Source organism: Silvimonas terrae (assembly GCF_014202765.1).
Lineage (GTDB): Bacteria > Pseudomonadota > Gammaproteobacteria > Burkholderiales > Chitinibacteraceae > Silvimonas > Silvimonas terrae.
Genome location: NZ_JACHHN010000004.1, coordinates 79,511 through 103,464 on the forward strand (window position 1 = coordinate 79,511; position 23,954 = coordinate 103,464).

Sequence of the window (23,954 nt, forward strand, 5' to 3'; positions counted from 1 at the left end):
GTTTGTAAACATCAAGTTTAGAGAAGTCGCCTAAACACGACGCAACCAGATGCAAGGGTGTTGCTAAAGTGTCAGCATTCACCCGTGTACAAGCCGCTACACACTTGTCATGGATTCGTAATCGGGCTGTGTCAGCCTTGCCGGGATGAATACCCGAGCAGCCTTTATGACCCCCCTTTTGAATCTGGACAATCTTCGACGCGATCTGGAAGAAATCATCCGGGAAAAGCGCCTGTCGGCATTGTTCCAACCGATTGCCTCACTCCATGACGGAGAAGCATTCGGGTACGAGGGGCTGATCCGCGGGCCGTCCACCAGCTTTCTGCATTCCCCGATCAACCTGTTCCGGTGTGCGGAGCAGGTTGGCATTCTGCCCTTGCTGGATTTCGCCTGCCGCCGCGCGATTATTGAATCGTTTGTGGCGCAGAACTTGCCAGGGCGGCTTTTTCTGAATGTGAGTCCGGCCTGTCTGTCCCACCCGGATTTTCACCCCGGAGCCACGCTGGATATCCTGCGTGAAACTGGCCTGGCGCCGCAGCGTGTGGTCATCGAGCTGACCGAAACCCAGCCCACGCACGACTACGAACTCCTCAAGGAAGCCTTGCTGCATTACCGCGAGATGGGCTTCCGGATTGCGCTGGATGATCTGGGCGAGGGGTTTTCTTCCCTGCGCTTGTGGTCTGAGCTCAAGCCAGACTTTGTGAAGATCGACAAATACTTTGTGCAGGGTCTGGCGGCCGACGCGCAAAAGCGTCAGTTTGTGCGTTCGATCCAGCACATTGCGCTGAACATTGGCACCCGCGTCGTCGCTGAAGGCATCGAAACCCCGCAAGAATTGCAAGTAGTACAGCGGATCGGGATCGCCTTTGCCCAGGGTTATCACATTGGCAAACCGCTGGCCCACCCGCCGCGCCACATTGCGCTGGATCTGGCCGAGACCCCCAGCCCGGCGCTGCCCGGCCAGGGGCATCGCAATGCGGGTGGCTTGCTGGTGTCCGTCGATACCGTACCGCCGTCAGAAACCAGTGAAACCGTGTTTGCCCGGTTTACCGAAGCGCCACAGTTGTACGCCATCCCCGTGGTGGAAAACCAGCGCCCACTGGGCCTGTTGAAGCGTCATGAAGTGCTGGAATTTTTCTCCCGCCCGTTCTCGCACGAACTGCATGGCGGCCGGGAGTGCAAACACCTGATGGACCGCGCGCCGCTGATCGTCGAGCAATCGATGAGCCTGCAAGAGCTCTCGCAAATGGTCACCACGGCCGAGCGCCGTTACCTGGCCGATGGCTTCATCATTACCCAGAACGGCCACTATCAAGGCATGGGCACCGGGCACGATCTGGTCCGCGCCATTACCGAACTGCAAATCCGCGCCGCACGTTATGCCAACCCGCTGACCCTGCTGCCCGGCAACGTCCCCATTCAGGAAAAGCTGGAAACCCTGCTGGATGAATCGCGTCCGTTCACCATGGCGTATTTCGACCTGGATTACTTCAAGCCCTACAACGATGTGTACGGCTACGTGCGCGGCGACGACATGATCCGCCTGACTGGCGAATTACTGATGCGCGCTGCCGATCCGCAGACCGACTTTGTCGGCCATATTGGTGGCGATGACTTTGTGGTGATTTTCCGTTCCGGCGACTGGCACGAGCGCTGCGAAGCCTTGCTGGAAGAGTTTGCCCAACGCGTCAGCAGTTTCTTCTACGCCGAACACCTGGCCGCAGGTTTTTACGAGGCGCCGGATCGTCGAGGCGTGGCGCAACAACAACCGCTGGTGACCTTGTCGGCCGGGGTGGTGGAAGTGGAACCGGGCCAGTTTGAGAACCATCACCAGATTGCCGCTGCGGCCACCCATGCCAAGAGCATGGCCAAGCAATCGGTGGGATGCTCGTTGTTTATTGAGCGACGGCGGCAACCGCCGGAGCCGTTGCCGGCACCCATTGCAGCGTGATGGGTTTTGGGGGTGATGCAAAAAGCGCCAGCATCCGTAGCCCGGATGGGGCGAAGCGGGAATCCGGGGTGGCGATAGGGAGCAGCACAGTCACCCCGGATTCCCGGCCTGTGGCCTTCATCCGGGCTACCGGGTGGCTGGGGTACACGTAGGGGGGATTCGGCGCGAAGCGGCAATCCACCATGGCTGCGGTGGATTGCTACGCGAATCCACCCTACAGCCACCGGATTAACCTGCCCCCGTAGCCCGGATGAAGCCGAAGGCGGGAATCCGGGAGGATATTGTCGGAAAAGAACCCTGATCTGGCCTGCGTCACCACCCCGGATTCCCGCTTGCGCTTCATCCGGGCTACGGTGGTTCTCGGCAGAGAACGGGGCCAGACGGCGGCAGCCGCCGGAGCCGTTGCCGGCGCCTATTGCAGCGTGAACCCGGCGGGATTAAAACGGAGCCACCACGGCCAGCGTAATTTGCCCATCCGTTTCAGGTGAAACCAGTTGCGGCTCGCCTGAAACGCCCACGTGTTCTGTCGCCAATGCCACTGTGAGCCATTCACCAGCGGTGCTCATGTTTCCCAGGGCCCAATCCAGATCGTGTAGCCCAAGTAATCCGGGCGTGGTTTTAACCCCGATCGGAAACGGCGCGCACGCGCTCAAGAGCGCACGCTGCGCAGCGGACTGTGCCCCACCGGTTAACCACTGATGCAGGATGGTCTCACCGGTTAGCCCGCTCCAGCACAAAGCGTGACGCAAACCATGCTCCAGCCGGTCTGGCATGCGGCGTTCTGGCCGGTGTAACGCGGCAACAGGCCGCAAACCAGATTGCCGCACGATACCCGTGCCCGCCAGCAGCAGCACGGTTGCCGCTTCTGCAGTACCGCTGGCAGGGAGTTGTTCCTGCAAGGCGGCCAGTTTCACCACCACCAGTAATATCAGCGGTGCCTGATCAGGGTGCTCACCGGATTCCAGCCAGCCCTCTGCCGCCGCCAACGCAGGCAAATCGGCCTGAATGGTGGGCGCCGGTGCCCTGGTGCTACCCACCTCCTGCTGCCAGGCACTCTGCCAGCAGGTGCGTATCTCTGCCTCAGCGACCTGGGTCTCTATATGCAAGCGCACTTGCAGCGGCGCGCCGGCCGGCAATGCCAGCAAAGCGGGTTTGACCTTTTTAAGCAGCCGGCCCAACACCCACTCCAGCACGGCCAATTGCCGCACGGCATCCGCCCCGTCTGGCCGCTGCCACGCATGGCCCGGCGCCTCAAGCCAGCGGGCTTGCACCGTTTGGGCATCCCCGCTGCGCCGTTTGCGGGGAAGCAGTTGCGTGACACGCTCTGCAATGCTGGTACTACTGATCTGCTGCTGCAATGTATCTACCACCCAGGCAGACCCCAGGATGGCCAGCGGCACCCCGGCTTCATGGATTGTGGTGTTTATTTCTATCTTGCGTTGCAGGTTGGCATCTTCCACGTCAACCTGCTGCGCTTGCAAGTGGCCTTCCCGGCCTGTGGCCTTCATCCGGGCTACCGGGTGGCTGGGGTAAACATAGGGGGATTCGGTGCGAAGCGGCAATCCACCGTGGCTGCGGTGGATTGCTACGCGAATCCACCCTACAGCCACCGGATTAACCTGCCCCCGTAGCCCGGATGAAGCCGAAGGCGGGAATCCGGGGTGGGTACTGTCGGAAAAGAACCCTGATCTGGCTTGCGTCGCCACCCCGGATTCCCGCTTGCGCTTCATCCGGGCTACGGTGGTTCTCGGCAGAGAACGGGGCTGCCCCGGCCCCCGCTGGATTCCGGCTCAAGGCCGGAATGACGCGTTGGTCAATTAGAATGGGCCTTGCTGTCCCTGCCCTGCTGGCGGCCCCTTGCTCTAATGCCTGTATAAAACAAACACGCCAGCGATCATCGCTGGCGTGTTTGTTTTTACCGCTGTCCCTGGTTCAAGCAGCCTTGTCCAGCGCCTGCTGCAAATCAGCAATGATGTCGTCGATATGCTCAATCCCGATCGACAAGCGCACCGTATCTTCCGTCACGCCCGCTTTGGCCAGTTCTTCCGGTGAGAGTTGGCGGTGGGTGGTGCTGGCCGGATGGCAAGCAAGGCTCTTGGCGTCGCCAATGTTCACCAGCCGCGTGATCAGTTGCAGCGCGTCCTGGAAGCGGGCACCCGCAGCCCGGCCGCCCTTCACGCCAAAGGTCAGCAGACCGGATGCCTTGCCGCCAAAGTATTTTTGTACCAGTGCATGAGACGGATGTTCCGGCAAGCCGGCGTAATTCACCCATTCCACCGCGCGGTGGGTTTTCAGGAACTGCGCCGCTTTGAGCGCGTTTTCTGAGTGGCGATCCAGCCGCAAACCCAGCGTTTCCAGGCCCTGCAAGATGAGGAAGGCGTTGAAGGGGGAGATCGCCGCGCCCATATTGCGCAGCGGCACGGTACGGGCCCGGCCAATGTAGGCGGCCTCGCCCAGCGCCTCGGTGTAGACCACACCGTGGTAGCTGACTTCCGGCTCGTTCAGGCGCTTGAAGCGCGTCTTGTGTTTGGCCCAGGGGAACTTGCCCGAGTCCACAATAGCCCCGCCAATGCTGGTGCCATGACCACCAATATATTTGGTCAGCGAATGCACCACGATATCCGCGCCGTGTTCAAACGGCCGCGTCAGGTACGGCGTCGGCACCGTGTTGTCCACAATCAAGGGCACGCCGCCCTGGTGCGCCACGTCTGCAAAAGCGGCGAAATCCACCACGTTGCCCAGCGGGTTGCCAATGGATTCGACAAATACCGCCTTGGTGCGACTATCAATCAGTTTGGCGGCCGATTGCGGGTCTTTGGCATCGGCAAAGCGCACTTCAATGCCATATTGCGGCAGCGTGTGCGCAAACAGGTTGTAAGTGCCACCGTACAGCGTGCTGGTGGCGATGATGTTGTCACCCGCCTCGGCAATGGTCAGGATGGAATACGTGATGGCGGCCTGGCCGGATGCCAGCGCCAGCGCCCCGATCCCGCCCTCCAGCGCGGCCAGACGTTTTTCCAGCACATCAGTGGTCGGGTTCATGATGCGGGTGTAGATGTTGCCGGCCACCTTCAGGTCAAACAGGTCCGCACCGTGCTGGGTGTCGTCAAACGAGTAGCTGGTGGTCTGGTAGATGGGCACCGCTACTGCGCGGGTGGTGGGGTCGCCATCAAAACCGGCGTGGATGGCCAGGGTATCGAACTTCATCGCTACGACTCCTCGTGATGACTGGGTTTGGGGAAAACAGCAGATTGCGCCAGTGGCGATCTGTTTTCAATATTCCAGTGAAGAATTAGTTTTCACATCAATATAACCAATATCTAATTACGCCAAACCCAGGCCACCGGGTTGCCGCTGGTATAATCCGGTCTTTGCCCCGCCCTGGCCCGCCATGCCCCGCATCCAGCTTTTGTCCGACCAACTGGTTAACCAGATCGCCGCTGGTGAAGTGGTCGAGCGCCCTGCCTCTGCCTTGAAAGAATTGCTGGAAAACAGTCTGGATGCCGGTGCCGAGAATATTGGTGTAGAACTGGCCGCTGGCGGCACCAAGCTGATCAAAGTGATTGATGACGGCATCGGGATCGAGCGTGAAGATCTGGCGCTGGCGCTGCATCGCCACGCCACCAGCAAGATCCGGGACTTTGATGACTTGCAGAAAGTGGCCACGCTGGGTTTTCGTGGCGAAGGTCTGGCATCGATTGCCTCGGTGTCGCGCATGACGCTGACCAGCCGTTTCAATGGCGCGGCGCACGCCTGGCGCATAGAGTCCGACCACGGCCGGCTGCACGATGCCGAGCCTGCTGCCCTGGCCGTGGGCACCACCATTGAAGTGCATGACCTGTATTACCAGACACCGGCCCGCCGCAAGTTTTTGAAGTCAGACGGCACCGAGTTTGCCCATTGCGAAGACATGGTCAAGCGCCTGGCGCTGGCCAATCCGGACAAACAATTCACGCTGATTCACAACAACCGCGCCAGCCTGCGAGTGATGCGCGGCGATGTACTCAAGCGTTGTGCGGCCTTGCTGGGCGATGAGTTTGCGCAATCGGCCGTACAGGTGGAAGAACGCGCCGGGCCGCTGCGTCTGTGGGGGCTGGCGGGCAGCCCGACCCTCTCCAAAGGCTCGCGCGATGCACAGTATTTCTTTGTGAATGGCCGTTTTGTGCGCGACAAGGTCATTGCCCACGCCTTGCGTGAAGCCTATCGCGATGTGTTGCACCATGATCGTCACGCCGCTTATTGCCTGTTCCTGGAGCTGGACCCGGAAGGCGTGGATGTGAACGTGCATCCGACCAAGATCGAAGTACGTTTTCGCGAGTCACAAGCCATTTACGGTTTCATGCTGCGCAGCCTGACCAAGGCGCTGGCCGGAACCAAAGCAGGCACAGCGCCCGCCGGTGTTGATCCCGAAACCGGTGAAATCCTCACCCCGCAACCCGCAGCGCCAGCCGCTGCACCCGCCTACAACCAGCCCGTGTGGCGGCAACAGCCGATGAATATCCCGGTGGTACAAGAGCCCATGGCCGTGTACGACCGCATGTTTGGCGATCTGAAACGCGACCCGACCGCGCCACAGCCGGCATGGCAACCCGCTGCGGCAGATGCGGCTGACACCACCACCCTGGCCAGTCCACCCGCCTGGACACCGCGTCCGGCCCTCTCCACGCCCCGCCAGACCATGCCGGCGGAGAATGAAGACGGCATCCCGCCGCTGGGTTTTGCCGTGGCACAGATTCACGGCGTGTACATCCTGGCGCAGGCGGCAGAGGGTTTGATTGTGGTCGACATGCACGCCGCACATGAACGCGTGGTGTATGAAAAGCTCAAGAACGCGCTGGATCTGGACCAGATGCCCAGCCAGCCGCTGTTGATCCCGCATCTGTTTGGCGCAGACCGGTTTGAAGTCGCCGCAGTGGAAGACCACCGCGATGCGCTGGCGCAACTGGGGTTTGATATCTCGGTCGCCTCGCCCACCCAACTGGCTATCCGGGGCATCCCGATGTTGTTGAAGGATGCCGATGCCGTGGAACTGGCACGCTCGGTACTCAAGGATGTACGTGAAGTCGGCGCCAGCCAGATGCTGACCGGCCGCCGTAACGAATTGCTGGCCACCATGGCTTGCCACGGTGCGGTGCGGGCCAATCGCAGCCTGACCATCCCGGAAATGAATGCGCTGCTGCGCGAAATGGAAGCCACCGAACGCTCCGGCCAGTGTAACCACGGCCGGCCAACCTGGTTCCGCCTGACCATGCATGATCTGGACAAAATGTTCATGCGCGGTCAGTGAGCGGAACCCCCATGAATTCAGTATTGATTGCCAAACTCTTCGCCGGCCCCGCCGTCATTGCACTGGCCAGTCTGGCCGGCAAACGCTGGGGCCCGACCATTGCCGGCGTGATTGGCGGTTTGCCGCTGATTGCGGCCTGCGTCATGACGACCTTATGGCTGGCCTACGGGCAGGACTACACCATGGCAACAGCGTACAGCGCGCCATCCGGCTTGTGGGCCAATGCGCTCTACATGATTGCGCTGGGCTGGAGCAGTCGCCGCTTTGGCTGGGCCGGCATGCTGGCTTGTGGCTGGGTCGTGTATCTGGCCGCAGCGTGGGCACTGGCTGCCAGCGGTCTCGCCCAGCAGGACTGGGTGCGCTGGGGGGCCATCCCGGCGCTGTGGATTGCCATCTACCTCCTGCCACGGATGACCGAGGCGCCAGTCTCCCGTCCCTTGCCGCACAGCGAACTCCTTGCGCGCATGGCCGTGGCGCTGGCCCTGGTCGCCACGTTGACGACGCTCTCCCGGCAACTGGGCACGTCGCTCACCGGCGTGCTATCCGGTGGCCCGGTCGCCGCAACCGTCATCCCCGCCTTCACCCGCGCGCACGGTGACAGCAATGGCGTGGTCTACCAGGTCCGTGGTTTTCTGATCGGGCTGATTGGCTTTGCCTTGAGCTTTTTATTGCTGGTGCCGCTGACCGCAACGATGGGCGCGTGGGCCGCATTGCCCTCTGCCGTCGTTGCCATGGTCACCAGCCTGGCGCTGAACTGGTATTCCCGCCGCCGGAGCCGTACATGAACACGCCTTTGCCTCCCGCTATTTTCCTGATGGGCCCGACCGCCAGCGGCAAAACCGCCAGCGCCATCGGGCTGATTGAATCGGGCTTGCCGGTAGAGTTGATCTCGGTCGATTCCGCGCTGGTGTTCAAGGATATGGACATCGGCACCGCCAAGCCCACGGCGGACGAACTGGCCCGCGCACCGCATCAGCTGATCGACGTCATTACGCCAGAGCAAGCCTACTCTGCCGCGCAATTTCGCACCGATGCCCTGGCCTTGATGCAGGACATCACCGCGCGCGGCAAAGTGCCCGTGCTGGTGGGCGGCACCATGTTGTACTTCAACACGCTGCAGCACGGTATCCACGATCTGCCACAAGCCAACCCGGCACTGCGGGCAGAATTGCACGCGGAAGCCGCCCAACTGGGCTGGCCGGCCATGCACGAAAAACTGGCAAGGCTAGACCCGCCCACCGCCGCAAGGCTGGAACCGGGAGACTCGCAACGCATTGAGCGCGCCCTGGAAATCTGCATCTTGTCTGGCCGCCCCATGTCAGACCTGCTGGCGGAGCCCGCTGCCGGCCCGGTGCCGTATAACTTGCTTAAACTGGCACTGCTGCCAGATGACCGCGCGGTGTTGCACGAACGCATTGCCATCCGCTTTGACCAGATGCTGCAAGGTGGGCTGATAGAAGAAGTACGCCAGTTGCGCCAGCAATACGCACTGACGCCAGAGCTGCCTTCCATGCGTTGTGTGGGATATCGCCAGACCTGGGATTATCTGGATGGGCTGATTGACCTGCCCACGCTGCGGGAAAAAGGCCTGGCCGCAACCCGTCAGTTGGCGAAACGGCAGTTGACCTGGCTGCGCGGCATGGACGATGTCACCCCGCTCAATTGTCTGAACCCGGACTTGCCCGGCGCAGTACGCACTACGGTCAGCGACTTTCTGCAAACCCCCGGTAAAGCCCACGTATGAGCGGGCTGCCTGTACGCATTCGCCCGGCCGTACCCACCGACGCCGCAGCCATCAGCGCCTTGTTGCCACAATTGGGGTATGAACTCGCACCCGAGCGGCTTGCCGACAAGCTAAGCCGCTTTGCCGCATCCACCAACGATGGCGTGCTGATTGCAGAACGCAATGGTGAACTCCTTGGTTTGATCAGCATGCACGCCCTGGAGTTTTTCCACGCCGATGGCAATCTGGGCCGCATTACCGCACTGGTGGTGGCCGAGTCTGGTCGGGGCCAGGGCATCGGCACGGCGCTGATCCACGCTGCCGAAAGCTGGTTTCTGGCCCGCGGCGTAACCCATGCCGAGGTCACCAGCAGCGAACACCGCACGGCGGCACGCCAGTTTTATGAGTCCTGTGGCTATGCGGTGATCAAGCAGCGCTTTGTCAAAAATCTCAAGCCAGAGTAAGCCGCCGTGCCACGTCGACTCCCCTTTTCGGCCCATGTTTTCCTGTACCGCCAAAGACCGGAACAAGCACGCGAATATGTGTTGTTCCTGCGCCATCCGCGCCCGGAATTAACGCTGCCCGCCTTCTGGCAAGGTGTATCCGGTGCGCTGGAATCGGGAGAGAGTTTCGCAGCCGCCGCGCGACGCGAAGTGCAAGAAGAAACCGGATTGATTCTGGAACACGTCTCTGATGTCGGCTTTGCCCAGTATTACCCGATTCGGGAGGCCTGGCGTGACGCCTACGGGCCCACGCCAACGCAGGTGCAGGAGCAGGTGTTCTGCGCCCGGATTGCGCCAGATGCCCAACCGGTGCTTTCTGGCGAACACCAGCATTACCAATGGCTCACGCTGGATGAAGCGTTACCCTTGCTGGATTTTTGCGATAACCGCGCTTGTTTAATGGCTGCCGCCACGTGGCTTGACCAGCAAGTGACTTGAGCATGCCCCAACGCAAACGGCGCACCAGGCGCCGTTTCTTGTTGCATCCTTTCACACAATCCATATTCCTCTCAGGCTTTCAAGGCATCCACCGCCCGGGCCAGATTGTCGAACACGGCGGCCCAGCCCTTTTCGTGGTCGGCGCACATGCTCTCGCTTGGCATGCCGTTATGGCGGAAGGTCAGCAGCGTTTGTTTTTCGCCATGCGGGGTAAATTGCACGGTCACCTGCATGTCAATCGGCATATCCATGCCTTTCTCCCACTCAAAACTGAATACCAGTTTTTCGTTGGGAACGATCTCCCGGTAGACGCAGCGGATGATCATGTCGTCCCCGCTGCGCGGCGACTTGAAGGCCACCCGGAACAGCCCGCCCACGCGGAAATCAAAATCCAGGATGGTGGAATCCCCCGGGCCGCCGTTCTCACCGGTTGGCGTCCACCAGCGCGCCACATGGGCGCGGTCTTGCCACAGGCTGAACACACGGGCCGGCGGGGCATTCAGGATGCGGTTCATCACCAGTTCATGTGCGCTGGCTGACAACGGTGCTTCAAGTTCCACTTTCGCGTTCATGGTCTTGCTCCTTGCGTTGCAGTTCATCGAGGTACGCCGCCATCTGGTCAAGGTTGTCTTCCCAGAACTTGCGGTATTGCTCCAGCCAGCCCGTTGCTTCACGCAACGGTTCCGGCGCCAGCCGGCGCGGCCGGTATTGCGCCGTGCGGCCTTGTACAACAAGGCCTGCCCGTTCCAGCACCTTCAGATGCTTGGAGACGCTGGGCAACGCCATGTCAAACGGTTCGGCCAGTTCATTCACACTCGCCTCACCCTGCGCCAGCCGGGCCAGAATAGCGCGGCGGGTGGGGTCTGCCAGTGCGCCAAATACGGCACTGAGTGCATCTTGTTCCATCTTTTATTTAGCCAATTGGTTATTTATCCAAAAGGCTAATTAAATGGCGATGGCAAGTCAAGACACAGACCGATAACCGGTTGGTTTGCAATTGGGGGCAAGATGAATGGCCAAAAAAAAAGCGCCCGGACCGGGCGCTTTTTCTGGAGGGGCGATGTCAGAGGATTTCAAACAGCGGTAGTTTTCGCTCCATCACCGGGAAATGCCAGACCGGGTAATCCGGCAGCCCATGATCAAACGGGGGTGGCGTTTCCCCCAGGATCAGCGGCGCAAAGTAAGCGCGGCCGGTAATCGACAGATGCATGCAATCGTCCCGCAGGTAGCTCTCGGGGAGCGGCTTTTCCTTGTTGGCCACGTCTTTGAGTGATACCGGTGCAATATGCCAACGGTACGGCTGGTCGGCCTCCCGCACGATGGCCGGCATAACGCTGCGCTGACCGTGGATCGCAAAGTCCACGGCCGCTTCGCCCACGGCAATGGCCTGTTCCAGATCATTGGCAGAGGCCAGATGGCGTGCGGCGCGTTGCATGTAGTCGGCCACCGCCCAATGACACTTATGGCTCAGTTCTGCGCGGATGATATTGGCCAGCAGCGGCGCCACGCCGCCCAGTTGCGTATGACCAAACGCATCAGTACCGGCGGATTCAGAGAGACGATGACCGCCGGCATCCCGGATGCCCTCTGCCGCGACCACCACGCAATAGCCGACATTGGCGACCGTTTGTTTGACCGCGCGCAAAAAGCGCTGCGCATCAAACGGGACTTCAGGCAGCAGAATCAGATGCGGCGGCTCGGCGGGCGTGCGGCTGGCCAGGCCCGATGCCGCAGCCAGCCAGCCAGTATGGCGACCCATGACTTCCAGAATGAACACCTTGGTGGAAGAAGAAGACATGGACGCCAGGTCCAGCCCGCATTCCCGCGTGGTGGTGGCAATGTACTTGGCCACCGAACCAAACCCTGGCGAGGTATCGGTATGCGGCAGGTCGTTATCAATGGTTTTGGGGATGTGGATGGCGGTCAGGTCCACGCCCTGGTATTGCGCGTATTCCGCCACTTTCAGGCAGGTATCGGCCGAGTCACCGCCACCGTTGTAGAAGAAATAACCAATGTCGTAGGCCGCAAACAACTCAAACAGCCGCTTGAGTTCGCTGCCGTGCTTGAGTTTGTGCCGGCAAGAACCAAATGCCCCGCCCGGCGTGTGGCGCAAGGCGGCCAGTTGGCTTTCTGCCACGGTACTGATGTCGATCAGCGACTCGGTCAGCGCGCCCAGAATGCCGTTTTGCGCGACGTACAGCGTGCCGATTTTATCCGGGTGCCGCCGTGCAGCGGAAATGACGCCCCACGCAGAAGCATTGATAACAGGGGTTACACCGCCCGATTGGGCATATAACGCATTTCTGGGCACGGTCGCGCTCCTTGTGGGGTTGCTGGCGTTTGAATAACAAAGGGAATGGTTCAGAAAAAGTGACCTGCGCAGGCGGCCTTTTCTCAACCATCTCGATGCCATTCTTGCGCGACGCAGCATTGAACCGCATCGGGACTTTCGCCACGTGGGAGAACCCTGATACCAGCGTTTGGCCAATGCTGACAGCGTCAATGGGCGATGCGGTCTAACCTGAAGGCGCGGTGCAGTTGCGTGCCCACTGCGGTGCAGCCTGATGGCACCCGCCCCACAGCGGTGCAGTGGCGCGCACAAAACCCGTGTTTTGCGGTGCAAACAGCGGCTTGCCGGCTGGCACAAGGTTTGCAAGAACGACAGCAGCAGCAAGCGCTGCCTCTGCCAGGCGCGGCCACGTCGGCGCGCATCGTCTCGTACCCATCATGGAAGTGCGAACCATGCACCAGATCGATTTGCCAGCCCAAACCGGATTTGACGAAATGCTGGATCGGGATCATTCAATCCGGTCGCACTACAAACCTTTTTTTGACTGGCTCAACGCGCAAACCCCCGCCATGCTGGCCAAGCGCCGCCAGGAAGCCGAGTTATTGTTTCATCGTGTCGGCATCACATTTTCAGTTCATGGTGATGAAAGCGGCAACGAACGGCTGATTCCGTTTGATACCATTCCGCGCATTATTCCTGCCGCAGAATGGCAACACCTGGAGGCAGGCCTCAAGCAACGCGTCGCGGCGCTCAACGCCTTTTTGCACGACATCTACCACCACCAGCACATTCTGAAAGCCGGCAAGATCCCGGCAGAGCAAGTGCTGGTGAATGCGCAATATCGCTCCGCCATGTGCGGCATGGACTTGCCGCACAACTTGTACGCCCATATCGCCGGCATCGACATCATCCGGCACGGCGACGGCAACTACTACGTGCTGGAAGACAATCTGCGCGTGCCCTCCGGCGTGTCTTACATGCTGGAAAACCGCAAAATGATGATGCGGCTCTTTCCGGAATTGTTTGAGAAACACGCGGTGGCACCGGTTGAGCATTACCCCTCGTTGCTGTTATCCACCCTGCGCCAGAGCAGTTACGCCGATAACCCGACCGTCGTGGTGATGACGCCTGGCCACTTCAATAGCGCGTATTTCGAGCATGCGTTCCTCGCCCAGCAAATGGGGGTGGAACTGGTTGAAGGGCGTGATCTGTTTGTCAAAGACCTCAAGGTGTACATGCGCACCACGGCGGGCCCCAAGCAGGTGGATGTGATCTACCGCCGGCTGGACGATCTGTTTATCGATCCGCTGGTGTTTCATCCGGACTCCTCGCTGGGTGTACCCGGGCTGATTGCGGCGTATCGGGCCGGCAACGTGGTGCTGGCCAATGCCATCGGCACGGGCGTGGCGGATGACAAATCCATCTACCCGTATGTGCCGGACATGATCCGGTTTTATCTGGATGAAGAACCGCTGCTGCTGAACGTGCCCACCTGGCAGTGCCGCAACCCGTCTGAGCTGAGCCACGTGCTGGCCAACCTGGATGAGCTGGTGGTCAAGGAAGTCCACGGCGCGGGTGGCTACGGCATGTTGATTGGCCCCAAGGCCACACGGGCAGAGATCGACCATTTCCGCGATCTGCTAAAAGCCAATCCGGCCAATTACATTGCGCAGCCCACGCTCTCGCTCAGCACCTGCCCGACATTTGTGGAAGAAGGCATTGCGCCGCGCCACATTGATCTGCGGCCCTTTGTGTTGTCCGGCAATACGGTGCGGATTGTGCCGGGCGGGCTGGCGCGGGTGGCGTTGCAAAAGGGCTCGCTGGTGGTGAATTCGTCGCAAGGCGGGGGGACGAAAGATGCCTGGATTCTGGAAGCGTAAAAGGGGGACACCAACATGATGCTCAGCCGCACTGCCGATCACCTTTACTGGATGTCCCGCTACCTGGAGCGCGCCGAGAACCTGGCGCGGCTGCTGGATGTGAGTTTCAGCCTCTCTCTGTTGCCGCAATCGCAAGGGGCCCGCGCGGAAATGCGCGCCCCGCTGGTGATTACCGAAACACTGGAGCGCTTTTCTGCGCGTTACCCCAAGCTGACCGCTGAGGCGCTGCTGCAATTCATGGCGCTGGATCGGGACAACCCGGCCAGTATTCTGAGTTGCATTCGCCACGCGCGGGAAAACGCCCACGCCGTGCGCGGCAAGATCACAGTGGAGATGTGGGAGAACATCAACGCCACGTGGCTGGAAGCCAAGACCTTCGAGGCCAATGGCATCGCCAATGTCGGGGACTTTTTTGACTGGGTGAAGGCCCGCTCGCATGTGTTTCGCGGCATTGCCTACGGCACCATTTTGCGCGGGGATGCGTATAGCTTTATCCGGCTCGGTACGTTTATTGAGCGCGCCGATAACACCGCCCGCCTGCTGGATGTCAAAGCCAGCCTGATTGGCGAGGCCAACAACCCGCAAGACGCCCAGGATTACTACGCCTGGAGCTCGCTCTTGCGCGCGCTGTCGGCCTATGAGGCGTATGTAGAGATGTATCGCGAAGGCGTCGAGATGCGCTCTGTGACCGAATTGCTGGTGCTGTCACCGCGTCTACCGCGTTCTTTGTGCGCGTGCCTTGATGCGATCTGCAAGATTGTGGCGCAGATTGAGGGCGACAACGGTCGGCTGGTACAGCGTGAAGCCCATCTTTTGTTGAACGATCTGCGCTTTACCCAGGTCGATGAAATACTGGAGCACGGTTTGCACAACTACCTGAGCGAGTGTCTGGCGGAGATCAACGCGCTGGGCAATACCATTGATGAAGCCTACCTGCGGGTGGCCTGACGCATGCATCTGGAAATCCATCACGAAACCACTTACCGCTACGACACGCCGCTTTCACACAGCGTGCAGTTGCTGCGGCTAACGCCACGACGGGACCCGGACCAGACCACGTTGCACTGGCACCTGGAGATTCCCGGCCGGACGGACCTGACCATCGATGCCTACGGCAACGAGCAGCATGTGCTCACGCTGGATCAACCGGTGGATGAAATCCGCATTGTGGCGCAAGGCGTGGTGGAAACACGTGCGCCGACCCCTCAGCGCGAGGCTATTCCGGCGCTGGTATTCCGCCAGCCCACCGTGCTGACCACGGCAGATGAAGCCATCAAAACCTTTGCCCGCAACTATCAGCGGCTGGTGGAAAAACACGGCCGCCAGGGGTTGATGGACCTGATGGCCGATTTACTGGACCGCATGCCCTATACGCCGGGCCAGACCAATGCCGGAACCACCGCGCCGGAATCCTTTGCCCAGGGCTTGGGGGTCTGCCAGGATCATGCGCATGTGTTCATTGCCATTTGCCGCCACCTGGGCCTGCCCGCGCGCTATATCAGTGGCTATCTGTACACCGAAAATGACCATCACGTTGCCAGTCACGCTTGGGTAGAAACGCAAACCGAAGGGGCCTGGCATGCGTTTGACGTGAGCAACGCCTGCATTCCGGATGAGCGCTATGTGCGGCTGGCCATCGGGCTGGATTATCTGGATGCCTGCCCGGTGCGCGGGCTGCGGCGCGGCGGCGGCGCAGAAACCATGGTCAGCCACGCGCGGGTGCGCTCCATTTTGCATTTCCAGCCTCACCAGCCATTGCAGCCGCAGCAACAGCAACAGCAACAGCAACAGCAACAGCAACAGTAATAAGATGGCATCGCTGCAACACGCGGTCTGCTTTCGCAGCGGCGCACCCGCAGCGCAGTAGAATAAAACGATCCGAATGAACCGAGTTGCTCGATGACTTACTGTGTTGCCATGCGCCTGAAAGACGGGCTGCTATTTGCCTCAGACTCCCGCACCAACGCCGGGGTCGATCACATTGCCACGTTCCGCAAAATGCATGTGTTCGAGGTACCGGGCGAGCGTTCCATCGTGATTCTCACCGCCGGCAACCTGGCAACCACGCAAAGCGTCATCAGCTTGCTGCAAGCCCGCACCCAGCAGGAACTGCATCATTTACTGAATGTGAACTCTCTGTATGAGGCGGCGATTCTGGTCGGAGAAACCGCACGCGAAGTAGTCCGCCGCGACAGCCCCGGCTCTGGTGATGTGAGCATGTCGCAAGGTGTGGATTTCGGCGGATCGTTTATTGTCGGCGGCCAGATTCGCGGTGAAGTGCCCAGGCTCTTCAATGTTTACCCGCAATGCAATTTCATTGAGGCCTCAGAGGACACGCCCTATTTCCAGATTGGCGAATCCAAATACGGCAAGCCGATCCTGGATCGGGTCATCCAGTTTGATACGCCGCTGGAACAGGCGCTCAAATGCATGCTGATCTCGTTTGATTCCACCATCCGCAGCAATCTGTCTGTCGGCCTGCCGATTGACGTGCTGCGTTACAAAACCGACGCGTTCGCCAAAGCCAGGCCCTACCGCATTGAGGAAAACAACGCGTGGTTCAACCGCACCCGCAAAGCCTGGAGCAGCGGTTTGCGCAAGGTGTTCGGACAGATTCCGGAAGCGGACTGGTTTGACCAATTGTGAGGTGTGCGGTGTGCGGTGTGCGGTGTGCGGTGTGCGGTGTGCGGTGTGCGGTGTGCGGTGTGCGGTGTGCAGAGTGTAAATGCCGGTCTGCCGGTTGCAACCGCCGTGTTCGGTACACCACAACATCGTCATTCCGGCCTTGAGCCGGAATCCAGGTGTAAACGTGTGTGCCGAAGGCACTAAATGTGGTTTACCACTGAAAGCCCACCTGCGGCGGGCATAGTGGATTCCGGCGCAAGGGGGCCGCCGAGGGCCGGAATGACGAGTGTGGGCGGTTCGGGGGATCAAAGCCCGTGCTTCACACTGTGCCTGTGACGTTCCGATGCACATCTCTCGCCCCCAGCACCCATTCCGCCACCGTCTGCGCCATTTCACGCCGGTGCGCACCAGAACACAGGCCGTGATCCGCCTCGGGCATCAGCACAAAGCGCCCGTGCGCAGCCAGGGCCGCCTGTTGCCCCACCTCTGGCTTGACCACCACATCCTTGCCGCCATGAATGACCAGCACCGGCGTTTGTGCGTGCGTCAGCGTGGCATTAAGCTTGAATGCCAGCGCTTCAGCGACCAGCGCCTGGCTGATTTCCAGACCAACAAAGTCTGCACTGCCGTTCTCCAGCCGGGGCGAATTGGCCATGACTTGCTGCAGATACTCGCCCAGCGTGCCCGCAGGCGCTAACAACACCGCACTGGCCAGATCACTACGCCGCGCGATCACACTGGCGGTAGCCAGCGCGCCCATGCTGTAGCCAAGGATATGCCAGCGCAAACCGGGGTATCGCTGCATGAGTTCGTCGAGCAAGGTATTGGTCTGCATGATCTGATCGGCAATGGACAGATCCGCAAAGTGGCCGGTACTTTCGCCACAGCCGGCAAAATCAAACCGGAATACGGTCAGCCCCTGCGCCGCCAGCGCTCGTCCCAACGTCACAAACAGATAGGCAAATTCGATCCGCGACCCGGTGAAACCATGCAGCAACAAGATGGCGTCACCGCTGGCTGCGTCATCCGGCAGGTGGGCAGAGCCCGTCAACGTCTGCCGGCGGTAATTCACGTTCAAGGCAATCTCGGCCATCGCCGCTCCTGATGATGTAAGGGCCCATGCCACAGGACATTACGCCAGGATGCGCTCCGGGTGGTTTGCCGGCATTGTGCAATCGGCCCCCTTGACGAGCCTGCTACACTAGAGGCATTCCGCTTATCGAGTTCCCCCTATGTACGAGATTGCCCGCTCCCAGCTTGTTACCGTGCGTGATTGCCTGCGCTTTGCCGTGTCGCGCTTCAAGGATGCCAACCTGTTCTACGGCCACGGCACCGACAATGCCTACGACGAAGCCGCGTGGCTGATTCTGTCCATGCTGGGGCTGCCGCTGGACCGCCTGGAACCCTTTCTGGATGCCCGCCTCCTGCCGGAAGAACTGGAAAAAGTGGTTGAGGCAATCCGTCAGCGCGCCGAGGAACATATCCCCACGGCCTATCTGACGCATGAAGCGTGGCTGGGCGAGTACAAGTTTTATGTGGATCAGCGCACGATCGTGCCGCGTTCGTTTATTGCCGAAATTCTGCGGGATGGCGGGCTGGAGCCGTGGATCGAACACGCCGAACTGGTCCACCGTGCGCTGGATCTGTGTACCGGCTCAGGTTGCCTGGCCATTTTGCTGGCCGATCATTTTCCGGATGCCGAGGTCGACGCGATTGACCTCTCGCCCGATGCGCTGGATGTGGCAGAAATCAATGTCGCCAACTACAACATGGGCGAGCGCATTCATCTGATCGACTCTGACCTCTTTACCGAGGTGGAAGGCGAAACCTACGATTTGATCGTGTCCAATCCACCGTATGTGGACGCGCCATCGATGGAAGAGTTGCCGGCGGAATATCGCCACGAGCCAGAAATGGCACTGGGCAGCGGTGATGACGGGCTGGATATCACACGCAAGATCATCGAATCGGCCACGACGTACCTGAACGAGATGGGCGTACTGATGGTGGAAATCGGCCACAACCGCGAGGTGCTGGAAGCGGCCTATCCCAATTTGCCCTTTGTCTGGATGGACACCAGCAGCGGCGATGGCTTTGTGTTCTTGCTGACGCGTGAGACGCTGGTGGAAGCCGGTTACTGAGCGGCGCCGGCGATAGCCACTTCTTCAGTCACGGGCAGCCGATGCGGTTGCCCGTCAATAAACATCAAGAGTTCACCCGCCCCCATCCGCACCCAGCATTCGTTATCCGTGAGGGGCTGGGTGGCAATGACGGCGACCATGTCTTTCGCCCCGGTATAGCGGGCAAAGTCGACCGAGACATCGGTATCTGACAGATGCGCCGTGGCAAATGGCGCGCAGCGCACAATGTAGTGCAGGTCTGTGGCGCACCGGGCAAACAGTGCCGTGCCATCAGACATCAGAAAATTGAATGTGCCCTGGCTGGCCAGCCGGTCTGCCAGTTCGGCCAGTGCGGCATGCAACACCGGCAACGGTGGCTTGTCGACAAAGCGCAGCGCCAGTTCATTCATGATCCAGCAAAAAGCATATTCGCTATCGGTTGTCCCTACCGGGCGAAAACGCGAACTACCCAGCGCCGGCAGATCAGTCAGATTGCCATTGTGGGCAAACAGCCAGTAACGCCCCCAGAGCTCGCGCTTGAACGGGTGAGTATTAGCCAGCGACACCACGCCTTGTGTGGCCTTGCGGATATGCGCCACCACGTTGGTGCTTTTGATGGGGTAGCGGTAGACCAGCTCAGCCAGCGGCGACAGCGCCGAGGGCTGGTGGTCGAGGAACATGCGGCAGCCGTCGTCTTCGAAGAACGCAATCCCCCAGCCATCCGAGTGGTGATCGGTCACCCCTCCGCGCTGGCGGAATCCTTCAAACGAAAACACGATATCGGTAGGCACATTGCAGTTCATGCCCAATAGCTGGCACATAGCGTCACTTCTCTGAACAACTCAAGCAGTATTCATTATGCGTTTGTCACCGACACAGTGGAACCCTGTTTCGCGACCGAATGTACACACGTGCGGCAAAGGTGACTTGAGCGGCAGGCAACAATCCAGTTGCTGCCCAACAAAAAGCCCGGTCAGACCGGGCTTTTTGCGCGTGGCACGGGGAACGGTTAATCGCCCAGTGCGCCTGCGCCGATGCTAAAGCCACAATCGACGTACAGGATTTCGCCCGTCATGCCGGACGACAGATCCGACATCAGGAACGCTGCAACGTTACCGACTTCCAGCTGCGTCACATTACGCTTGAGCGGCGTGGCATCGGCCGCGCGCTTGAGCAAGGTACCGAAATCCTTGATGCCTGCGGCAGCCAGCGTCTTGATCGGGCCGGCAGAGATACCGTTCACGCGGATACCACGTTCACCCATGGCCGCAGCCATATAACGCACGTTGGCTTCCAGCGATGCTTTGGCCAGACCCATTACGTTGTAATTGGGGATCGCACGCTCAGCGCCCAGGTAAGACAGCGTGATCAACGCGGCATTGTCTGCCAGCAACGGACGCGCTGCTTTGGCCATGGCGGCAAAGCTGTAGGAGCTGATGTCATGCGCAATCTTGAAGTTGTCACGCGTGACGGCATCCAGATAGTTACCCTTGAGCGCTTCGCGCGGGGCAAAACCAATGGAGTGAACCAAGCCATCAAGCTTGTCCCAATGCTTGCCCAACTCTACAAACAGCGCTTCGATTTGCTCGTCGCTCGCCACATCACAGGGCAGCACCAGCGTGGAATCAAAATCTGCAGCCAGATCGACCACACGCTGCTTCAATTCTTCACTGACGTAGGTAAATGCCAGTTCTGCGCCTTCACGCTTGGCAGCTTCTGCGATGCCATATGCAATCGAGCGATCAGACAGCAACCCGCTGATCAGGATTTTTTTGCCGGCCAGAAAACCCATTCTTTAAACCCTTGTCATTTCATTCAGTCGCGCGATTATAGACGAAACCGCGCCGCCCGTGCTTTTCAGGCGACAAGGGCACAACGCCAGGCCACAGGCGGGTTATTCCACGGCGTAGGGCAAATCCAGCACTTGCGCTTGCGGACCAGCCGCATCACCCAAATGCAGGCCGTGTTCAAGTGAACTCATCTGCACCACCACCAGCGCTTCACTAGTGCCCTTGCCGGCTGGCGCGGCCAGCATGATTTTGCCTGATGCCTGTCCGTTCATTTCCGGGCTGAACACGTCCTGGCCCGCGGTAGCCTCGCCTTCAACACGCACCCGGTACATGCGGCGCTTGAGCTTACCCAGGTATTGCGTGCGGGCCACGATTTCCTGCCCGGGGTAGCAGCCTTTGTTGAAGCTCACAGCGCCAATCAGCTCCATATTCGCCATTTGCGGCACGAACTCGTCCTGGGTTGTGCCGGTAATCCACGGCGTGCCGGCACGGACTTCCGAGAGCCGCCAGACAGGCTCGCCTACCGGCGTTGCGCCAGCCTGACGCAGCGCCTGCCACACAGCCGGTGCGGCATCAACCGCAACAGCCAGTTCATAACGGCCATCGGGCAACGCCAGCGCGACCCCTTGCGGCCAGGCGTAATGGGCAAAATCACCAGCAGGCACGTCACCCGCGACGGCCTTGACGACCGCAGCCGCGTTCACGCCGGCGACGCCAATCAATGCAACTTCATCGGATGCATCATCCGCCTTGGTCTTGCTGCGCATGACGAACATGACCAGGCGCTTCTGGATCACCGCTTGCAGATCGCGGGAGATCTGCAACAGATAGTCATCACCCATACGGAAGATCAGGAAACTGGCCAGCATGCGGCCTTTGGGCGTGGAGTAGCTGGAATATTGCGCCAGCCCGCTCTCCAGTTGGCGCACATCGCTGGACAACTGCCCTTGCAGGAAGGCACCGGTCTCCTCGCCGCGAAAACGGATCAAGCCAAACTGGCTGAGCGGGGATATCACCGCACCAGCCACCAGTGCTTCGGTCTCGTCAGACTGACCGGAAAAAGAACGAACTACGCCGTTTTCAACTTCGGCATCCGGCAGCGCGTCAACCCAGCTCATGCTTGTCACTCTCTCAAAATTTAAATTCAGCCAGAACTCAGCCCGAACCAACAAAATGGGGGTAGTCCGCCAGAATTACAACCGCATTCCGACGGGCCACCCCCAATTTGCATCCATCAAAACGGCTATTGTGCGGGCTGAGCCTGCGGTTCGGCAGCGTGCTGATCATTCTGCTGCACCTGTGCTGCTGCATCCAGCGGATCATCGTGCCCCGCACGGTGGGCACCGGACGAACTGAACGCCGGGGTATCCAGCAAACCACCCACGCGCACTGTGCTGACCGCCAGAATACCGCCGCTGGCCAGCCGGGACTGCGCCTGCCCCTGCAGCTTGCCGCCCTTGGCAACATGCAGCTGACCCGTTGCAGTGAACTTGCCACTATCGAGCTTCACGTCGGTGATATCAACGTGATCCGCCTGCACAGCCACTTTCGCAGTCAGATTATCGAACGCGGTGCGGCCGCCCCGGGCGTATACCACCGGGGCACTCGATTTGAGCGGTGCCACCAGATCAAAGTTATGCAAGTAACCATCCCGCGCATGGATATCCGCAAGCACTGCCGGCTTCTCAAACAGATGCGTCCAGCTATCGGACTCGTAAGTAAAGGTCGCATCACCCTCCAGGCGACCTGCCAGGTGTGTCACCGGGCTGAACACCATCGAGAGAGGCTCTGCCTGCAAACTACTGCCGTGCAACGCACCAGAGAGCTTCCAGCCATTGGTCCAGTCCAGCTGGGCCGTGCCGGTGACCACCCCACTGTACAACTCACCCTGGATCTGACTGATCTGCAGACCGCTCTGACTAATCACACCTTTCAGTTGCAGCGCGTCGAATACCACGGGGTACCCCAGCGGCACTGTCCAGTGACGGGCGTTGAAGTTGGCGGCAAAGTCCGTGCCTTGAGGCTGGATATCCAGGGTAGATTGACCCGACGCATCGCTGACCGACAAGCTGGCGACATTGCCGCCGCTGTCAAAGCGCAATATGCCGTCAACCGGGCCCAGCTCGTTGGTATCCAGCATGATGCTGGCGCGCTGCAGCTGCAGATCATCAATGCGGGACAAGGTATCCCCGGCCCGCGGGCGCATCCGGTCAGCCAGTTTGGCGGCATATGCGGGGCTGAACCTTGCGCCTTCGGCACTCACATCACGAACTGCACTACCCCAATGCGTCAGGTTGTAAAACGAAAGCGGCAAGCGGATGAACTCGATATGGCCAATCGTTGGATCGTTATCCAGCGTCACGTCCTGAAGCACCAGCGCCGGACGCGGTGAATACTCAAAGCGCAGTAACCGTACCTGCACCGGGCCGTGCATAACCCGCTGCAACTTGGCGGTGACATCGTTCAAAAACATGTTCAGCGGCAGAATCACCGGCAAAGCGACGACAATCGCAATTAAAATAACCAGCGAAATCAATAATGTTTTTATTTTTTGCATGCGTTCCTCACAATTTTCTTTATATACGTATTGACAGTCTGGGGAATCGTATCTAAGATACGCAACTCACCGATTCCCCGATAGCTCAGTCGGTAGAGCAACGGACTGTTAATCCGTGTGTCCCTGGTTCGAGCCCAGGTCGGGGAGCCAGATCCCAAACGCCATGATCCGCAAGGATCGTGGCGTTTTTCGTTGTATTCTGCATTTGTGTCTTGGCCAGCGCGTACTCGGGTACATCTACAGAGACTTCCTCGTTATGGTTCGGCCGCAGGATACCGCGTCACCCCGCCAGCAGCCATCACGCAAAGGCAGGCGGCGCCAGCCCTCCGCCAATTGGCATCCCGGAGCAACAGCGTTGGCAACACCCTGGTCAATTGCCGCCAACACGACCACAGCGACGTCGAATTCAGATTATATTTCAACATCGAATTTTTCAGACCATTTCAATAAGAAAAGCACTTAAATAGGCAATTCAAAAACCATTTCAAGTTACAGTTGTAAGACGGCAAATCTTTAGCTAGAATACGCCCCTCTTACCAATTCCCCGATAGCTCAGTTGGTAGAGCAACGGACTGTTAATCCGTGTGTCCCTGGTTCGAGCCCAGGTCGGGGAGCCAAATTCCAGACGCCATGATCCACAAGGGTCGTGGCGTTTTTCATTTCTGCGCCCCCGGCACCAACCGTACACTCTAAATACCTGCGGCCACGCAGGCAGACCAGGCGGCATCAAGCACCACGTCCCGCCGAAATCCCCTCAAATTCCACCACAGAAACGCAAGGCAAAATAAAA

General features: G+C 59.7%; 21 protein-coding genes and 2 tRNA genes. 13 read left to right on the forward strand and 10 right to left on the reverse strand.

Annotation, left to right across the window (positions count from 1 at the left end; translation table 11 throughout):
- The first annotated feature begins 166 nt into the window (after positions 1-166).
- A complete protein-coding gene (locus HNQ50_RS10350; protein WP_184100352.1) occupies positions 167-1,951 on the forward strand; it encodes a GGDEF domain-containing protein in 1,785 nt (594 codons plus the stop codon).
- 437 nt (positions 1,952-2,388) lie between these two features.
- On the opposite strand, the gene HNQ50_RS10355 is transcribed toward HNQ50_RS10350, so the two are convergent.
- Positions 2,389-3,513 carry a KPHS_23130 family T6SS system protein gene (locus tag HNQ50_RS10355; RefSeq protein WP_184100354.1) on the reverse strand — a complete coding sequence of 375 codons (1,125 nt, stop codon included), beginning with the start codon at positions 3,511-3,513 and terminating at the stop codon, positions 2,389-2,391.
- Positions 3,514-3,883: 370 nt separating this feature from the next.
- Positions 3,884-5,158 carry an O-acetylhomoserine aminocarboxypropyltransferase/cysteine synthase family protein gene (locus HNQ50_RS10360; protein WP_184100356.1) on the reverse strand — a complete coding sequence of 425 codons (1,275 nt, stop codon included), beginning with the start codon at positions 5,156-5,158 and terminating at the stop codon, positions 3,884-3,886.
- Between the two features lie 184 nt (positions 5,159-5,342).
- Here HNQ50_RS10360 and mutL point away from each other — a divergent pair, with 184 nt between their 5' ends.
- Genes mutL through HNQ50_RS10385 form a run of 5 tightly spaced genes read left to right on the forward strand, consistent with a single transcriptional unit; the run spans position 5,343 to position 9,902 of the window.
- Entirely contained in the window at positions 5,343-7,238 is a 1,896-nt protein-coding gene (gene mutL, locus HNQ50_RS10365; protein ID WP_184100358.1) for a DNA mismatch repair endonuclease MutL, read from the forward strand.
- Positions 7,239-7,249: 11 nt separating this feature from the next.
- Positions 7,250-8,023 carry a hypothetical protein gene (locus HNQ50_RS10370; protein ID WP_184100360.1) on the forward strand — a complete coding sequence of 258 codons (774 nt, stop codon included), beginning with the start codon at positions 7,250-7,252 and terminating at the stop codon, positions 8,021-8,023.
- A complete protein-coding gene (miaA, locus tag HNQ50_RS10375; RefSeq protein ID WP_184100362.1) occupies positions 8,020-8,982 on the forward strand; it encodes a tRNA (adenosine(37)-N6)-dimethylallyltransferase MiaA in 963 nt (320 codons plus the stop codon). Before HNQ50_RS10370 ends, miaA begins: the two co-directional genes overlap by 4 nt.
- Positions 8,979-9,425, forward strand: coding sequence for a GNAT family N-acetyltransferase (locus HNQ50_RS10380; RefSeq protein ID WP_184100364.1), 447 nt, complete (start codon positions 8,979-8,981; stop codon positions 9,423-9,425). The genes miaA and HNQ50_RS10380 overlap by 4 nt, the downstream gene beginning before the upstream one ends.
- A gap of 6 nt (positions 9,426-9,431) precedes the next feature.
- On the forward strand, positions 9,432-9,902 hold the full coding sequence (locus tag HNQ50_RS10385) for an NUDIX hydrolase (RefSeq protein WP_184100366.1): 471 nt from the start codon (positions 9,432-9,434) through the stop codon (positions 9,900-9,902).
- A gap of 71 nt (positions 9,903-9,973) precedes the next feature.
- On the opposite strand, the gene HNQ50_RS10390 is transcribed toward HNQ50_RS10385, so the two are convergent.
- The 3 genes from HNQ50_RS10390 to HNQ50_RS10400 all read right to left on the reverse strand — a co-directional run bounded on the left by HNQ50_RS10390 (position 9,974) and on the right by HNQ50_RS10400 (position 12,213).
- Positions 9,974-10,474 carry an SRPBCC family protein gene (locus HNQ50_RS10390; protein WP_184100368.1) on the reverse strand — a complete coding sequence of 167 codons (501 nt, stop codon included), beginning with the start codon at positions 10,472-10,474 and terminating at the stop codon, positions 9,974-9,976.
- Positions 10,452-10,808, reverse strand: a complete 357-nt coding sequence (locus HNQ50_RS10395) for an ArsR/SmtB family transcription factor (RefSeq protein ID WP_184100370.1) — start codon at positions 10,806-10,808, stop codon at positions 10,452-10,454. Before HNQ50_RS10395 ends, HNQ50_RS10390 begins: the two co-directional genes overlap by 23 nt.
- A gap of 157 nt (positions 10,809-10,965) precedes the next feature.
- Entirely contained in the window at positions 10,966-12,213 is a 1,248-nt protein-coding gene (locus tag HNQ50_RS10400; protein WP_308419154.1) for a 6-phosphofructokinase, read from the reverse strand.
- Positions 12,214-12,644: 431 nt separating this feature from the next.
- On the opposite strand from HNQ50_RS10400, the gene HNQ50_RS10405 reads away from it, so the two are divergent.
- The 4 genes from HNQ50_RS10405 (at position 12,645) to HNQ50_RS10420 (ending at position 16,718) form a co-directional block, all read left to right on the forward strand.
- Positions 12,645-14,072 carry a circularly permuted type 2 ATP-grasp protein gene (locus HNQ50_RS10405; RefSeq protein WP_184100375.1) on the forward strand — a complete coding sequence of 476 codons (1,428 nt, stop codon included), beginning with the start codon at positions 12,645-12,647 and terminating at the stop codon, positions 14,070-14,072.
- 15 nt (positions 14,073-14,087) lie between these two features.
- The gene (locus tag HNQ50_RS10410) at positions 14,088-15,020 is read left to right on the forward strand and encodes an alpha-E domain-containing protein (protein ID WP_221303130.1); all 933 of its coding nucleotides are present in this window, start codon (positions 14,088-14,090) and stop codon (positions 15,018-15,020) included.
- Between the two features lie 3 nt (positions 15,021-15,023).
- Positions 15,024-15,878, forward strand: a complete 855-nt coding sequence (locus HNQ50_RS10415) for a transglutaminase family protein (protein ID WP_184100377.1) — start codon at positions 15,024-15,026, stop codon at positions 15,876-15,878.
- 93 nt (positions 15,879-15,971) lie between these two features.
- Positions 15,972-16,718 (forward strand): proteasome-type protease, encoded by a 747-nt coding sequence (locus tag HNQ50_RS10420; RefSeq protein WP_184100379.1) that lies wholly within the window; start codon positions 15,972-15,974, stop codon positions 16,716-16,718.
- Positions 16,719-17,016: 298 nt separating this feature from the next.
- Here HNQ50_RS10420 and HNQ50_RS10425 read toward each other — a convergent pair whose 3' ends face one another.
- A complete protein-coding gene (locus tag HNQ50_RS10425) occupies positions 17,017-17,790 on the reverse strand; it encodes an alpha/beta hydrolase (protein ID WP_184100381.1) in 774 nt (257 codons plus the stop codon).
- A 139-nt stretch (positions 17,791-17,929) separates the two neighbouring features.
- Here HNQ50_RS10425 and prmB point away from each other — a divergent pair, with 139 nt between their 5' ends.
- Positions 17,930-18,838 (forward strand): 50S ribosomal protein L3 N(5)-glutamine methyltransferase, encoded by a 909-nt coding sequence (prmB, locus tag HNQ50_RS10430; RefSeq protein ID WP_184100383.1) that lies wholly within the window; start codon positions 17,930-17,932, stop codon positions 18,836-18,838.
- On the opposite strand, the gene HNQ50_RS10435 is transcribed toward prmB, so the two are convergent.
- The 4 genes from HNQ50_RS10435 to HNQ50_RS10450 form a co-directional block, all read right to left on the reverse strand.
- Positions 18,832-19,638, reverse strand: coding sequence for a class II glutamine amidotransferase (locus HNQ50_RS10435; RefSeq protein WP_184100385.1), 807 nt, complete (start codon positions 19,636-19,638; stop codon positions 18,832-18,834). The genes prmB and HNQ50_RS10435 overlap by 7 nt on opposite strands.
- 188 nt (positions 19,639-19,826) lie before the next feature.
- On the reverse strand, positions 19,827-20,609 hold the full coding sequence (gene fabI, locus HNQ50_RS10440) for an enoyl-ACP reductase FabI (RefSeq protein WP_184100387.1): 783 nt from the start codon (positions 20,607-20,609) through the stop codon (positions 19,827-19,829).
- 102 nt (positions 20,610-20,711) lie between these two features.
- The gene (ygfZ, locus tag HNQ50_RS10445; protein ID WP_184100389.1) at positions 20,712-21,725 is read right to left on the reverse strand and encodes a CAF17-like 4Fe-4S cluster assembly/insertion protein YgfZ; all 1,014 of its coding nucleotides are present in this window, start codon (positions 21,723-21,725) and stop codon (positions 20,712-20,714) included.
- Positions 21,726-21,850: 125 nt separating this feature from the next.
- Positions 21,851-23,164, reverse strand: coding sequence for an AsmA family protein (locus HNQ50_RS10450; RefSeq protein WP_184100391.1), 1,314 nt, complete (start codon positions 23,162-23,164; stop codon positions 21,851-21,853).
- A gap of 74 nt (positions 23,165-23,238) precedes the next feature.
- On the opposite strand from HNQ50_RS10450, the gene HNQ50_RS10455 reads away from it, so the two are divergent.
- Together HNQ50_RS10455 and HNQ50_RS10460 are read left to right on the forward strand one after the other, a co-directional pair.
- Positions 23,239-23,314: transfer RNA gene (locus HNQ50_RS10455), tRNA-Asn, on the forward strand.
- 391 nt (positions 23,315-23,705) lie between these two features.
- Positions 23,706-23,781: transfer RNA gene (locus HNQ50_RS10460), tRNA-Asn, on the forward strand.
- Positions 23,782-23,954 lie beyond the last annotated feature (173 nt).